This window comes from Paractinoplanes ovalisporus (assembly GCF_016834655.1).
GTDB classification, from domain to species: Bacteria; Actinomycetota; Actinomycetes; order Mycobacteriales; family Micromonosporaceae; genus Actinoplanes; species Actinoplanes ovalisporus.
This window is the reverse complement of record NZ_JAENHP010000001.1, coordinates 640,688-655,535: the sequence shown is the minus strand read 5'-3', so window position 1 is coordinate 655,535 and position 14,848 is coordinate 640,688. Positions and strand designations below refer to the sequence as shown.

General features: G+C 71.3%; 11 protein-coding genes. 8 read left to right on the top strand and 3 right to left on the bottom strand.

The window, feature by feature from the left end:
* Nucleotides 1–79 precede the first annotated feature (79 nt).
* The 5 genes from JIG36_RS02935 (at nt 80) to JIG36_RS02915 (ending at nt 4,722) form a co-directional block, all read left to right on the top strand.
* Nucleotides 80–1,435 carry an ABC transporter substrate-binding protein gene (locus tag JIG36_RS02935; protein ID WP_203374396.1) on the top strand — a complete coding sequence of 452 codons (1,356 nt, stop codon included), beginning with the start codon at nt 80–82 and terminating at the stop codon, nt 1,433–1,435.
* A 61-nt stretch (nt 1,436–1,496) separates the two neighbouring features.
* The gene (locus JIG36_RS02930) at nt 1,497–2,417 is read left to right on the top strand and encodes a carbohydrate ABC transporter permease (protein WP_203374395.1); all 921 of its coding nucleotides are present in this window, start codon (nt 1,497–1,499) and stop codon (nt 2,415–2,417) included.
* On the top strand, nt 2,414–3,229 hold the full coding sequence (locus JIG36_RS02925; protein WP_203374394.1) for a carbohydrate ABC transporter permease: 816 nt from the start codon (nt 2,414–2,416) through the stop codon (nt 3,227–3,229). Before JIG36_RS02930 ends, JIG36_RS02925 begins: the two co-directional genes overlap by 4 nt.
* 8 nt (nt 3,230–3,237) lie before the next feature.
* A complete protein-coding gene (locus JIG36_RS02920) occupies nt 3,238–3,966 on the top strand; it encodes an SDR family oxidoreductase (protein ID WP_203374393.1) in 729 nt (242 codons plus the stop codon).
* Between the two features lie 27 nt (nt 3,967–3,993).
* On the top strand, nt 3,994–4,722 hold the full coding sequence (locus JIG36_RS02915; protein WP_203374392.1) for an SDR family oxidoreductase: 729 nt from the start codon (nt 3,994–3,996) through the stop codon (nt 4,720–4,722).
* 9 nt (nt 4,723–4,731) lie between these two features.
* Here JIG36_RS02915 and JIG36_RS02910 read toward each other — a convergent pair whose 3' ends face one another.
* Complete coding sequence (locus tag JIG36_RS02910; RefSeq protein WP_203374391.1) at nt 4,732–8,397, bottom strand: nSTAND1 domain-containing NTPase; 3,666 nt, start codon at nt 8,395–8,397, stop codon at nt 4,732–4,734.
* A 163-nt stretch (nt 8,398–8,560) separates the two neighbouring features.
* Between JIG36_RS02910 and JIG36_RS02905 the strand changes: the two genes are divergently transcribed.
* Nucleotides 8,561–8,953, top strand: coding sequence for a hypothetical protein (locus tag JIG36_RS02905; protein ID WP_203374390.1), 393 nt, complete (start codon nt 8,561–8,563; stop codon nt 8,951–8,953).
* 212 nt (nt 8,954–9,165) lie between these two features.
* On the top strand, nt 9,166–10,236 hold the full coding sequence (locus JIG36_RS02900; protein ID WP_203374389.1) for a hypothetical protein: 1,071 nt from the start codon (nt 9,166–9,168) through the stop codon (nt 10,234–10,236).
* Nucleotides 10,237–10,255: 19 nt separating this feature from the next.
* Here the strand turns inward: JIG36_RS02900 and JIG36_RS02895 are convergent, their stop codons facing one another.
* Together JIG36_RS02895 and JIG36_RS02890 are read right to left on the bottom strand one after the other, a co-directional pair.
* On the bottom strand, nt 10,256–11,275 hold the full coding sequence (locus JIG36_RS02895) for a LacI family DNA-binding transcriptional regulator (RefSeq protein WP_203374388.1): 1,020 nt from the start codon (nt 11,273–11,275) through the stop codon (nt 10,256–10,258).
* Complete coding sequence (locus tag JIG36_RS02890) at nt 11,272–14,019, bottom strand: glycoside hydrolase family 3 protein (protein WP_236045492.1); 2,748 nt, start codon at nt 14,017–14,019, stop codon at nt 11,272–11,274. The genes JIG36_RS02895 and JIG36_RS02890 overlap by 4 nt, the downstream gene beginning before the upstream one ends.
* A gap of 296 nt (nt 14,020–14,315) precedes the next feature.
* Between JIG36_RS02890 and JIG36_RS02885 the strand changes: the two genes are divergently transcribed.
* Nucleotides 14,316–14,822: a hypothetical protein gene (locus tag JIG36_RS02885; RefSeq protein WP_203374387.1), complete on the top strand. Its 507-nt coding sequence runs from the start codon at nt 14,316–14,318 to the stop codon at nt 14,820–14,822.
* Nucleotides 14,823–14,848 lie beyond the last annotated feature (26 nt).

Here is a 14,848-nt window from a genome sequence, read left to right as displayed (position 1 = left end):
GCGCAAGAAGCCGAATAACAAGCCGTTTCACTGCAAACAGCCCTCCCCGGCTGGTACACGCATTTCTGGAGGTCAAGTCATGTGGAAGTCAAGAGTCACGATAGCCGCCGCGGCGGCCTGCACCCTGGTGCTCTCCGCCTGTTCCGGCGCCGGCACCTCGGACAACGCCAGCTCGTCGGAGGGCGCCAGTGAGATCACGGTGCTGATGGTCGGCAACCCGCAGATGGAGGACATCCAGAAGCTGACCGCCGACAACTTCACCAAGCAGACCGGGATCACCGTGAAGTACACGATCCTCCCGGAGAACGAACTGCGCGACAAGGTGACCCAGGACGTCGCCAACCAGGGCGGCCAGTACGACGTGGTCACCATCGGCGCGTACGAGGTGCCGATCTGGTCGAAGAACGGCTGGCTGCACGAGCTGTCCACGCAGATGGACGCCGATGCCGCGTACGACAAGGCCGACCTGCTCAAGCCGATGGTCACCGTGGCCAGTGGCGAGGACGGCAAGATGTACGGCGCCCCGTTCTACGGCGAGTCGTCGCTGCTCATGTACAACAAGGAGATGTTCGAGGCCAAGGGCCTGACCATGCCCGAGAAGCCGACCTGGCAGCAGGTGGCCGACCTGGCGGCCAAGGCCGACGACAAGGCCAACGGCGTGGCCGGCATCTGCCTGCGCGGCCTGCCGGGCTGGGGCGAGGGCATCGCGTCGCTCACCACGATCGTGAACACGTACGGCGGAACCTGGTTCGAGAAGGACTGGACCCCGAAGCTGAACGCGCCGGAGTTCAAGGAGGCGACCAAGTTCTACGTGGACCTGGCCCGCGCCCACGGTGAGCCCGGCGTCGCGCAGTCCGGCTTCACCGAGTGCCTGAACATCTTCAGCCAGGGCAAGTCGGCCATGTGGTACGACGCCACGTCGGCCGCGGGCACCATCGAGGACCCGAACGCCTCCAAGGTGGCCGGCAAGGTCGGATACGCGTACGCCCCGGTCAACAAGACCGACTACTCGGGCTGGCTCTGGTCGTGGGACTGGGCGATGCCCAAGACCACCAAGAAGGCCGACGCCTCGTGGAAGTTCATCAGCTGGGCCACCAGCAAGGACTACGAGCAGCTGGTCGGCAAGGAGCTCGGCTGGTCCCGCGTCCCGGCCGGCAAGCGCACCTCGACCTACTCGATCCCGGAGTACAAGGAGTCGGCCAAGGCGTTCGCCGACATCACGCTGGACTCGATCGCCAACGCCGACCCGGTGAACCCGGGCCTGCAGGAGCGGCCGGCCACCGGTGTCCAGTTCGTGGCCATCCCCGAGTTCCAGGACCTCGGCACCAAGGTGTCGCAGGAGATCGCGGCCGCCCTCACCGGCCAGAAGACCGTTGACCAGGCTCTCAACGACGGTCAGAAGCTCGCCGAGGCCGTGGCGAAGAACTACAAGTAGCGGAGCCGGGTGCGCCGCCGGCCGCCGGCGGCGCACCCGCCCCACTCGGAAGGCTCCGACCATGACCGATCTCGCTACCCGGCCGGCGCCCGCGCCCGTCGTGGAAAAGACCCGCAGTTCCAAGGAACGCTGGGTCCGCCGCGCACCCCTGCTGCCGGCCCTGATCTTCGCGATCATCGTGACCCAGCTGCCGTTCCTGGTCACGCTCTATCTCTCCACGCAGGGCTGGAACGCGCTGCGGCCGGGCCAGCGCGAGTTCGTCGGCCTCGACAACTACGTCACCGTCCTGACCGACACCCGCCTGCGGGCGGCCCTGATGAACACGGTCCTGCTGACCGCCGGCGCCGTCATCTTCTCGCTCATCCTGGGCCTGGTCCTGGCCATCCTGCTGGATCGCAAGTTCCTCGGCCGCGGGATCGTCCGCACGCTGCTCATCACGCCGTTCCTGGTGATGCCGATCGCGGCCGCGCTCCTGTGGAAACACGCGATCTACAACCCCACGTACGGGCTGATCAACGGTCTGTTCGGCGGCTCGACCGACTGGGTGTCCTCGTATCCGAAGGCGGCCGTGATCGCCACGCTGGTGTGGCAGTGGACGCCGTTCATGATGCTGATCCTGCTGGCCGGCCTGCAGTCGCAGTCGCACGAGGTGATCGAGGCGGCCCGGGTCGACGGCGCCAACGCGTGGCAGATCTTCCGCCGGATGACGATCCCGCACCTGCGGCAGTATCTGGAGCTGGGCGCCCTGCTCGGCTCGATCTATCTGGTCAACACGTTCGACGCGGTCTTCACGATCACCCAGGGCGGTCCGGGCACGGCGACGACCAACCTGCCGTACGAGATCTATCTGACGATGTTCCGCAAGTTCGAGTACGGCGAGGCCTCCGCGGCCGGCGTGATCGTGGTGATCCTGACGATCATCGTCGCGACGTTCGCACTGCGCGTCATCTCGGGCCTGTTCAAGGTGGAGGCCAACCGATGAACCGCCGCTTGATCGACTCCGTCTGGGGTGTCGTCGCGTGGGTGGCGGGCATCGTGTTCGTCTTCCCCGTCATCTGGATGGTGCTCACCAGCTTCAAGCAGGAGAACGCGGCCGCCTCGAACCCGCCCTCGTGGGTGTTCGAGCCGACCTTCGACCAGTACGCGCTGGTGTTCGAGCGCAACATGACGCCGTTCCTGTTGAACAGCCTGACCGCGTCGCTGATGTCGACCCTGCTCGTGGTGCTGCTGGCGACCCCGGCCGCGTACGCGTTGTCGTTGCGCCCGGTCGAGAAGTGGTCGGACTCGCTGTTCTTCTTCATCAGCACCAAGATGATGCCGGCCGTGGCCGCGTTCCTGCCGGTCTATCTGCTCGTCAAGCACGCCGGGATGCTCGACAATGTGTGGACGATGGTCATCCTCTACACGAGCATGAACCTTCCCCTGGCGGTCTGGATGATGCGGTCGTTCCTGCTCGAGGTGCCCCGCGAGGTGCTCGAGGCGGGCGAGGTGGACGGCGCGGGCCTGATCACGTCGATCCGCAAGATCATCCTGCCCATCGTCAGCCCGGGCCTGGCCGCGACCGCGCTGATCTGCTTCATCTTCGCCTGGAACGAGTTCTTCCTGGCGCTCAACCTGACCGCCACCAACGCCAGCACCGCGCCGATCTTCCTGGTCGGGTTCATCTCGTCCGAGGGCGCCTTCCTGGCCCGGCTCTGTGCCGCCGCCACGATCGTGTCGCTGCCGGTGCTCATCGCCGGCTGGCTCGCTCAGAACAAGCTGGTCCGTGGCCTGTCCATGGGCGCCGTCAAATAGGGGAACCGATGTTCGACTTCGCCCAGCGCACCATCCTCGTGACCGGTGCCTCCGGCGGCATCGGAGCAGCCACCGTCCGGCTGCTCCGGCGCCACGGGGCCGACGTGCTCGCCTCGGGCTCGACCGCCGAGGGGGTGGCCGAGCTGGTCGCCGAGACGGGCGCCCGGCCGCTGCCGTTCGACCTGACCACCGAGGCGAGCGTGCGGGACGCCCTGCAGGACGTGCCGCTGTGGGGCGTGGTCAACTGCGCCGGGTTCGGTGGGGAGATCTCCTCACCGACCGACTTCGACCTCGACGTCTTCGACCGGGTCATCACGGTCAACGCCCGGGGCGCGCTGCTCGTCACCAAGTACGCGGCCCGCACGATGATCGCGGCCGGCAACGGCGGGGCGATCGTCAACGTCTCCAGCCAGGCCGCTCTGGTCGCGCTGAGCGGCCACATCTCGTACGCGGCCTCGAAAGCCGCCCTGGACAGCATGACCCGGGTGTCGGCGCTGGAGCTGGGCCCGCACGGCATCCGGGTCAACAGCGTCAACCCGACCGTCGTCATGACACCGATGTCGGCGTTCTACTGGGGCCGGCCCGAGATCCAGGAACCGTTCCTGTCCCAGATGCCGCTCGGTCGTTACGCGACCGAGGAGGAGATCGCCGCCCCGATCGCTTTTCTCCTGAGCGACGCCGCCTCCATGATCACCGGGGTTACGCTCCCGGTCGACGGCGGTTACACCGCTCGCTGATCCACCTTTCTCGAGAACAGGAAGCCGATGTTCGACTTCACCAACCGCCCGATCCTGGTCACCGGCGCCTCCGGCAACATCGGCGCCGCGACGGTCCGGCTTCTGCGCAAGTACGGCGCCGAGGTGATCGCCGCGGGTCCGAGCGACGAGCTGCTGGCCCCGCTGGTGGCCGAGACCGGCGTACGGGGTCTGGCCTTCGACCTGGCCTCGGAGGAAGCCGTGCGGACGGCCCTGTCCGATCTGCCGCTCTACGGGGTGGTCAACTGCGCCGGCCTCGGCGGCGTGGTGGCCCCGCTGGTCGACGCCGACGTGGACGTCTTCGACAGCGTCATGGCGGTCAACACGCGGGGCGCCTTCCTGGTCACCAAGTACGCGGCCCGCACGATGATCGCGGCCGGCCGGGGCGGGGCGATCGTCAACGTGTCGAGCCAGGCCGCCCTGGTCGCGCTCGACGGCCACATGTCGTACGGGGCCTCGAAAGCCGCCCTGGACAGCATGACCCGGGTGTCGGCGCTGGAGCTGGGCCCGCACAACATCCGGGTCAACAGCGTCAACCCGACCGTGGTGATGACACCGATGTCGGCCTCCTACTGGGGCCGGCCCGAGATCCAGGAACCCTTCCTGTCCCAGCTGCCGCTGGGCCGGTATGCGACCGAGGAGGAGATCGCGGCCCCGATCGTGTTCCTGCTCAGCGACGCCGCCTCCATGATCACCGGCGTGACGCTGCCGGTCGACGGCGGTTACACGGCCCGCTGACGGCTCGGGTCAGCGCAGGTATTTCGCGCGTTCCTCGGCGGTGAAGTCGCGCGTGGTGCGCCGGTCGGCCAGCTCGAGCACGTCGTCGATCGGCCCGCACACCTCGCAGGGCAGGAAGCGCACGCTCGCCCCGTACAGGGTGATGAGCCGGCGGCCGTCGGCGCTGAAGGCCAGTTGCCGGGCGTCGAGATGGTCGAGGGCCAGGGCCTCACCGCTGCCGTCGGTGTTCCACAGGCGCACCGAGCCGTCGGTGCCGATCCCGGCGATCATCCGGCCGTCCGGGCTGAAGCTGACCGTCGAGGTGCGTTCGACGATGCCGGTGAGCTTGACCGGGTCGGCCTTCCGATCGGTGGGCCAGACCCGGATCGCCCCGTCCTCGCCGGCGGCGGCCAGCAGCTTTCCGTCCGGACTGAACCGGAGGTCGTCGGGCCGGATCCGGTTCTCGACGGTCCGCGTCACCTTTCCGGTGACCGGATCCCACAGCTGGATGTTCTGCGAGCCCGGCGACTCCTCGACCAGGGCCACGCGGGTGCTGTCCGGGCTGACGGCGGTCGGTCCGACGCCCGCGATGACGGCGGCGGCCCGCCGGTCACCCGACCGCCACAGCCGGATCTCACCGTCGCCGCAGTTGACGACGAGCAGACGGCCGTCGTCGCTCAGGTCGGCGTCGTTGGTGGTCACCAGATCGGGGGTGCGGGGGCACTCCACGACCGCCGGTTTCTCGCCGGACGCCATCTGCCACCAGGAGATCTGTTCGCTGTCGCGGGCGGCGGCGGCCACGGCGCGGCCACCTGCGCTGACGGCCAGCAACTGCGGGTTCTCCGGGGCGCCGCGCAGCACCGTCGCCCTCCCCGGAGTGCGGGCGGGACGGACGGCGAGGGTGCCGGGCCCGGTCGTGGCCACCATGACGCTGCCGTCGTCGCTCAACAGCGTGCGGGTGCCCGGTGAGGTCGGGAAGGCGACCTCGGCCGGGTCGGAGGCGGCGGCGTCCCACACCCGTACGGTGGCGTCGTCGCTGCCCGAGAAGAGCCGGTGGCCGTCGGGGCTGAACGCCAGATCCCGGACCGGGCCGCGGTGCCCCCGCAGCACCAGGCCGCTCGGGCCCGTCCCGGCGCCGTCGGCCGACAGGTCCCAGATCCGGATGATCCGATCGTCTGTGCCCGCGGCCAGTCGGCGGCTGTCCGGGCTGAACACCACGTCGCCGTACCAGAACTCCGCGCCGCGGAACTCCTCGGGCGTGCCCCGCCCGTCGGCCGGCAGGACCGTGACCTTGTCCCAGCCCCCGACGGCGACCAGGCGACCGTCCGGGCTGAACGCGACGGACGCGGGCGGCTCCTGGACCGGGATCCGCAGCACGACGGGAGGCTTCGACGTGCCGACGTCCCAGATCCGTGCGGTGCCGTCGCCCGAGGCGAGGAACAGCTTTCCGGCCGGTCCGAAGGCGAAGTCCTCGGCCGTTCCGGGGTAGGCCAGAGACCTGGTGAGCCGGCCCTGTGCGGTCTCCCAGACGTGGATGCGCGAGTCGTCGCCGATCGTGGCGACCCAGCGGCCGTCCGGGCTGAACTCCAGGTCGGAGAGGCCGGCCAGCCCGGCTGGGCTCAACGGGCGGCCCGCCGGGGCGTCACCGGGCCGCCACAGCACGATCTGACGGTGGCCGCGCTGACCCGGAACCCAGTGGGCGATCGCCAGCTGCCCGTCGGGGCCGATGTCGACCAGGTCGCCGGTGACCGGCACCGTGGCCGGGGGCGTCCGGCCCGACGGGTCCCACAGCTTGACCACGCCGTTGAGGTCGGCGCTGACGGCCCGTGAGCGGTTGACGGCCAGCGAGTAGACCTCCGTGTCGTGCCCGTCCATCGTGAAGATCGTCCGCGCGTCGGTGGTCGCCTGACGCAGCACCGATTCGGTCTCGCTGTCGGCGCGGATGCCGTAGGCCCGCCGCGCGAGCAGCAGCGCCAGTTCGGGATCGGTCAGCCGTTCGGCCCGGGCGCCCGCCGCCAGCTCCCGGGCCATCGCCCGGTCGCGCTCGTCCGCCGCCTGCCGTGCGGACACCCCGGCCACGGTGGCGAGCACCCCGAGGACGGTCAGCCCGGCCAGCAGCGCCGCCGACAGCCGCCGCCCGCGACGGGTGCGCAGCCGGGCCTCCCGGTCGCGCAGCGCCCGGCCCGCTTCCAGGAACTCAAGCTCCCCGGCGCCCGGGTCGATGACGCCCGCCTCGGCCGCCTCCAACGCCGACGACAGGCGCAGTCCTCGGTAGAGCGCGTCGTCGTCGCGGTCGAGCGCCGTCCAGACCGCGGCCGCCTCGGTCAGCTGGTGATGCAGCCGCAGCCCGGCCCGGCTCTCCTCGACCCAGTCGTGCAGCCGGGGCCAGGCCCGCACCAGCGCCTCGTGGGCGATCTCGGCCGTCTCCCGGTCGGTGGTCACCAGCCGGGCCGCGGTGAACGCCTCGATGACGGCCGGGGCCTGCTCGATCGTCTCCAGCTCGGCGTGGCTCATCCGGCGGCGGGTGACCAGGCCGTCCGGTCCGACGTCGACCATCCCCAGCAGCACTCGCCGGGCCACCGGCCGTTGCTGTTCGGAGAGCGCCTGAAAGGCCCGCTCGGCGGTGTGGGCCACGGCGCCGGCCACGCCACCGGCGGCCTGGTAGCCCGCCAGCGTCACCATCGCGCCCTGCCGGCGGTGCCACGCCTCGCGCAGCGCGTGCGCGGCCAGCGGCAGTGCCCCCGGCGAGTCGCTGACCTGCGCCACGATCGTGGCCACGAGCGCACCCTCGACCCGGGCCCCGCGCTTTCCGGCCGGGCCGGTCACCGCCTCGCGCAGCTCGGCCGGGCTCATCCCGCCGATCAGCACCTGCGCGTCGGCCAGCGCGGCCAGCAGCGGCGGATGCTCGGCGAACCGGGCGTAGTGGTCGGCCCGCGCGGTCAGCACAACCCGGGCACCCTGCGGGTCCGCACACATCGCGAGCAGCGCCGTGACGAACTCCGCCCGCTCGGCCGGGTCGACCTCGGCCGCGAACACCTCTTCGAACTGGTCGACCACGACCAGCGGGGCGGCGCCGTCGCGGCCCTGCCGCACCACCAGCGACGCCCGGCTCGGGGCCGCGCGCAACTCGTCCAGCAGCCCGCCGGCCGGCACCCCGGCGTGCCGGGCCAGGTGCACGGCCAGCTCGGTCATCGGGCGTGGGCCCGGCGTCAGCAGCATCGACGGCCCGCCCACGGCCGGCACCAGCCCGGCCCGGACCACCGACGACTTGCCCGCCCCGGACGGGCCGAAGACCACCAGGAACCGCCGCTCGCCGAGGCGGCGCACCAGCTCGGCCACCAGCGCGTCACGGCCGAAGAACAACTCGGCGTCCTCCGGCTCGAACGTCGCCAGCCCGGGATAGGGCGAGGGGTCGGTCGCCTCCGGCACCGGGACCGGGCGTTCCGCCTCGCGCCAGCGCCGCTCCCACTCCTCGACATCGCCGTCGCACGCGGTGACATAGGCCAGCGTCACCTCGAGCGTGGGCAGCCGCCGGCCCGACGCCGCCGCCGACAGCGTGGCCACCGAGTAGTTCACCCGGGCCGCCATCTGCCGGTAGCCGGGTTTGCCGGCCTTCTCGCGCAACATCCGCAGCCCGGCCGCCAGTTGCTCGACCGGCCCGCCCCGCCCGTCCAACGGCCGTTCCGGCCTCGGCATCGCGTCACCCCCGCAACGTCGTGCCACCCATCGTCCATTGTCGCTGCGTTGTCCAGTGTTGTTTGTCTGAACGCCGACCCAGGGGCCAGACAACCGTCGCGCCGATAGACAGGAACCGACCGGTGCCCGGTCATCCACGACGAACGGGGAAACGATGCGAACGATGAGATTCCTGACCGCCTCCGCGGCCGTGCTGACGGCCCTGCTGACGACACTGCTGGTGGCGCCGCAACCGGCGGCCGCGGCCAACCGTCAGGTCAGCTGCCGGGTCACGAGCCAGTGGACGTGCGTGACGGCTCCGCTCAGCACGGCCGACACCACGATCTTCCACCTCAGCACGCAGGGGATCCCGAACGATCCGACCGGGATCCGCGGCGACTCGTTCGTCATCGTCCGTGATCTCCGGATCGCCGGCACCCCGGAGGTGCTGCGCGAGTACCGCTGGTACGGCGACGAGCACAACCACTGGCGGAGCCAGGTGTACTCCACCTATCAGGCCGAGCTGCACTGCCCGACCAAGTGCCAGAACGCGGTTCTCTACTTCGCCAACTACTGACGACCACTCATCGGGGGGCTGCGGGCGTGTGCACAATGCACACGCCCGCAGCGGTGTTCCGGGACCATGATTCCGGTGTCATTGCCGGAACGGATGGCCTGACTGTATGGGATTGGGGTCGAAACGGTTCGACCCCGCGCGTGGTGGTGCCGGAGCGCGCCGCCTTGCCGCAAGCTTCAACCACCGATCCCTGCGGACGGAAGGAGCCCCCGGTGGGCACTGCCAATGCGCGTACGGCGCATCTCGACGCCGCCACCGCCCGGCGCGGACCGAGGAACGGGCAGGCCGGGCTCTACGGCTCGAAACCGGCCACGATGGAGGGCCGCCTGCGCGAGCTCGCCGCCGCCGGGCAACTGGCCGCCGCGGCCGCCCAGGGCAGCGCCGAACGCAGCGTGCTCACCGGTGCCGCGTACGAACTGGTCTGGCCGATCGTCTTCTCCCGGGTGACCCGCCGGTTCGAGCGGCAGCGCGGCCACTCCCTCTGTGCGGCCGGCGTCGGCAACCTGGCCGACGAATGCCTCGACCGGTTCCACGACGACGTCGAGGCGGTCGTCGACGATCTGCTGGCCCACGCCGACCGTCCGATCCGCCATCTCGAGGCCTGGGTCGCCACCCGGGTCGGCGCCGCCACCGTCAACGCCCACCGCCGCCGGCGCGGGGAACGCGGCGCGCTGCAACGGCCGCGGCTGCCGGGCTGGCTGGCCGAGGGGCTCGGTCACGACCGCTGGCTGACCACCCTGGCCGTCGACATCCTGGTGTGGGTCGGGGTCAGCGGCACCGCGGGCAGCGAGCTGTGGCCCCTGGAAAGCTGGGCACAGACCCGGGCCGCGTGCACCGGGGACTGGCCGGGCAGCGACCCGGCGACCGTGTGCCGCGAGGTCGAGCAGGTGCTGGCGGTCATGCGCGGGCGGCCGCACTGGTACGCGTCGTTCGTGGAGCGTCCCCTCGGCGCCAAGCAGGCCCCGGTGGCGGCCATGGGGGAGACGGCGGCCCCGCTCGAGCTGGGCGAGCCCGACGACCGGGTGGAGTCGGAGCTGCGCAGCCTGGCCGCTCAGGCCGTACAGGCGATCGGTGACCGTGTCGAGAACGGCGAGCCGGCCGAGGAGGTGGTCGTCGAGGTGGTGCGGACGATGTTCGGCGGTGTCTTCACCGGCACCCTCGACCAGCCCCCGCACGGCGCCTGCGACCCGCTCGGCGGCGTCACCGGCGCGCTCTCCGACCGGCAGCGGCTCAACGCGATCGTCGAGACGGCCCTGACCATCATCGACGAGCCGGACCACTGAGTTCTGGCGCCGGCGGCGACTACCGGACCGAGCGAATCGGCGGCGGCAACGACGAGAGCCGGGTCGTCAGCATCGGCGGCAGCAGGGTCGCGGCGGGGACACCGGTGTCATCGTCCCGCTCCAGCAGCCGGTCGACGGCCAGCCGCCCGAGCTGAGCGGCCGGGATCTGCACGTTGCTGACGTTCGGGGTGGCCGCCAGGGCGACGTCGTCGGGGCAGATGGCCAGCACCGAGACGTCGTCCGGGACCCGCCGGCCCAACGTCCGCAACGCCGTCAGCACGTGATCGACCGCGCCCTCGTTGTGCACGATCAACGCCGTCGTGTCACCCAGCCGCGACAGGGCTTCGAGCGCGGCCGGAAACACCGGTTCCAGCGGTACGGCGTCAGCGTGCACCCCGCAGCGCAAGGCGGCCGCCCGTACGCCGTCGCGGGTGCGCCGGGCGAAGCCGGTCCCACGGTCGTAGACCGCCTGCGGCGCCCCGAGCAGCGCCACCCGCCGATGCCCGAGCGCCGCCAGATGCTCCACGCACAGCTCGCCCGCCCGCGCGAAATCCAGATCCACGCAGACCAGCCCGGTCGGGTCGGCCGGCAGCCCGATCAGCACGCTCGGCCGGCTCAGCTCCCGCAGCGCCGGCACCCGCTCGTCGTCGGTCTCGACGTCCATCAGGATCAGCCCGTCGACCAGCGCGCTGCCCGCCACCCGCCGCAGGCCCGCCGCCCCCTCGTCGGCGGTCACCAGCAGCACGTCGTACCCGCCGGCCCGGGCCGCGTCGACCACGGCCGCCGCGAACTGCATGACGACCGGCACGTTGATCCCGGCCCGCAGCGGCAGCGCCAGCGCGATGATGTTCGACCGGTTGCCGGCCAGCGCCCGGGCCCCGGCGTGCGGATGGAACCCGAGCGCCCGCACGCTCGCCAGCACCTTCTCGCGGGTCACGGCCGAGATGGCCCGCTTACCACTGAGCACATAGGACACCGTGCTGGCCGAGACGCCGGCGTGCCGGGCGACGTCGGCGATCGTGACCGGCCCCGGGGTCACGAGCGGAACGTGATCGCGCTGACCCGGCTCCCGGCGTCCATGGCGAGGTAGAGGTCGTGCACGCCCCCGGTCTCGGGCACGGCCACCGCGGATCCCGGTGTCACCAGAGCGAATTCCCCGCCCGCGTACGGGTCGTCGAGCCGCAACGTCACGGCCGGTCCGTCGCCGTCCACGGCCACCTCGCGGACGCCGGACAGGTCGGTCCCGTTGAGGCAGCACCAGGCGCCGTCCTCGGTGGCGCGCACCGCCTCACCCCGTACCGGGTCGCCGGTCGCGACCAGCGTGATCCCGCTGTACTCGTCGTGGTCGCCGGCCCGGATCGTCCGGTCGGCGGCCCGCTGCGCCCCGATCCGGCGCCCCCGCACCGGAAGCGTGCCGGTGAGCCGGATGTCGCTGGCCGAGCGCCCCACCAGGATCTTGTGGCGCGCGGTCTCGACCACGAACCGGTTGGACGTCACGTCCCAGAAGTTCAGATCGGCCACGTCGAGCGTGAAGCTGACCAATGTGGACGCCCCGGGTTCGAGGCGCACCTTCTCGAACGCCCGTAGCTTGCGCAGCGGTTGCTTCACCCGTGACACCTGCTGGTGCGTGTAGAGCTGAACGACCTCGCTGCCCGCCCGCGACCCGGTGTTGGTGACCCAGCAGGTGATGGTGACCCGGTCGCCGACGGCCGCGCTGGCGTGCGAGATGTCGAGGTTCGAGTAGTCGAAGGACGCGTACGACAGGCCGTGCCCGAACGGATAGAGCGGCGTCCCGCGGTAGTACTGATAGGTCGCGTCGTTGGTGATGATGTCGTAGTCGAGGATGTCCGGCAGCTCGCAGGCGCTGCGGTACCAGGTCTGCGTGAGCCGCCCGCCGGCGTCGGCGCGCCCGGTGAGCACGTCGGCCAGCGCGTGGCCCAGTTCCTGGCCGCCGTGCGACATCCACAGCACGGCCGGCAGGTGCGTGTCGGCCCAGCCGATCGCGTACGGGTAACTCGACACCAGCACCAGCGCGGTGTTGCGGTTGGCGGCGAACACCTCGCGCACCAGCCGGTCCTGGGCCGGCGGGAGCTCGAGGTCGACCCGGTCCTCGGTCTCGCGGCCGTTGACCAGGGGATGGTTGCCGATCACGACCACTACGGCGTCGGCGGTGGCGGCCAGATCGGCCGCGTCCGAGGCGCCGTCGACGATCGTCTCCAGGCCGAACCGGGCCGCGCGCGGGCCGAGCGTCAGCTGCGCGGTGACGGCGCCGCGGTCCGGGTTGCCGGGCGAGCTGTGCGTCCGCAGCGCGACCGACCCGTCCGGCCGCCGGTCGATGCGGAACATCTCGTGCACCACCCACTCCGACGGGCCGGGGGAGTCGGCGGCCAGCTTGCCGTCGCGGGCGCGCAGAAACTTGCCGTTGAGCGTGGACCGCAGGGTCACCACGCCGTTGCCCCAGTCGAACACGTCGAACGAGGCCGGTTCGGGCGTCAGCCGTACGCCGTGCTCGTCGGCGGCCAGATGGAGCGCTCCCAAAGTGAGCACGACTCGATCGACGCCTTCCGCGTGCACCACCTCCGGGAGCACTTCGGCCAGGCCGTCGCGCGCGGTCACCGCGTACGGGAGGGAACCGCTGTACCAATCGGTGAACGTGTGGCCGGCGTGGGTGCCGACGACCGCGACCGTCCGGTGCCGCGCCGGGTCGAGCGGGAGCAGGCAGCACTCCGACTTGAGCAGCGTGATCGACTCGCGCGCGGCTTCCCGGGCCAACTCCCGGTGGGCCTCAAAGTCAACTTCGGTTCCCGCGTACGGGTTCTGACCGCTCGGATCGAACTCGCCCAGCCGCACCCGGATCGTCAGGGCCCGCCGCACCGCCCGGTCGACGTCCTCTTCCTTGATCAGTTCCCGGCGCAGCGCCTCGGTGATCCGCTCGACGGTCACGTCACTCCGCTTGTCGGCGTCGGTGAAGCTGTCGATGCCCGCCCGCAGGGCCGCCGCGTGGCTCTCGGCGTGATCCGGGAACCAGGCCTGCTGCATCGGGTCGGCCAGGTTGCTCGGCGCGTAGGCGTCCGACACCACGAAGACCTCGTCGCCGGTCCACGTGCGCAGGTCGTCCTCGAGGTAGGGCGAGACGTGCGCGGGCCGGCCGTTGACCAGGTTGTACGAGGCCATGACGGCCACCGCCGAGCCGTTCTCGACGGCCGGGCGGTAGGCCGGGAGCTCGTACTCGCGTAGCACCCGCGGGCTCAGGTTGCTCGACGTGAGGCAGCGGTCGGTCTCGTTGTTGTAGCCCAGGAAGTGCTTGAGTGTGGGCGCGGTCCGCAGCACCCGCGGGTGGTCGCCGGCCAGGCCTTTCGCGTACGCGTCACCCATCAGCCCCGTGAGGAAGGGGTCCTCGGCGTAGCCCTCCTCGTTGCGCCCCCACCGCGGATCGCGTAGCGGGTTGACCACCGGGGCCCAGACGTTCAGGCCGGCGCGCCCCTCGCGGTGCATGACCCGGACCTCGTCGCCGGTGGCCGCCCCCACGCGCTTGACCAGGTCGAGGTTCCAGCTGGTGGCCAGGCCGATCGCCTGCGGGAAGACGGTGGCCTCGCCGAGCCAGGCGACGCCGTGCAGGGCCTCGGTGCCGGTGGTGAAGGCGCCGACGCCGAGGCGGTCGATCGCGGGCTGGTGCTGGTGGAGCATCGCCACCTTCTCGGGCAGCGTGAGGCGGCTCAGAAGGTCTTCGACGCGCTCCGCGAGGGGGGCGCCGGGCCGGCGGAAAAGCGGTGTCTCGCTCATGGGGTCACATCCGGTGGAGGCGGTCGTCGAAGCGCTTCAACAGCTACCCGCGATGGCCGGCGACGTTTTCGGTGGAGGGGTCGTGGCCAAGCTTTCGAAGCGCTTCGACACGGGCAACGCACATGTCATCCGTGTTTCGGCGAATTGACGAACTGTCTACCCGAGCCCGGCCCGGCCCGTCAAGAGATTCCCCTCGATGCCCCCGCCCATGGGTAAGCGCTTGCCCGAGCGCGGAGGCCGCCCTTTCGTCGGTTTTGCCCGACCCGCTGCGGCCGAGCGGCCACTATGCTGCCGCGGTGATCAAGGTGAGGTTGGCGCTCGTCGGGGCGCTCGCGGCGGGCAGTCTGAGCGGCTGCGGCGTCGGCAGCCTCCTCGACTACGGGTGCAGCGACCGCGATGTGCGGCTCGGGCCGGTGCTCGCCCAGGAACCTGTTCTGGCCGAGCAACCCGACGGCGCGATCCGGCTCGGCGACTTCTCGGGCTGCGACGACGATGACGGTTTCGCGTACGCGGGCCGCAGCTACCGCAGCGATCTCAGCCGGGACGAGGTGCTGACGTTCTATCGCGCCGCGGCCGAGAAGCACGGCTGGACCTGGGCCGGGGACGGCACCCCGGTCCCGTCGACCGGCCTGGTCATCAGCGCGGCGCAGGCCTGCTTCACCAAGGTGATCGACGACGCCGACGCGCATCTGTCGGTGTGGTTCCCGGCCGACTTCAACGGTGTGCCCGGCGAGCCCGATGCGCCGGCCGACGAGTACGGCCTGGACCTGCGAGCCTCCCACGACGGCGCCGCCTGGTGCTGACCCGGCCGCATCCTGTCCGGGGCGCT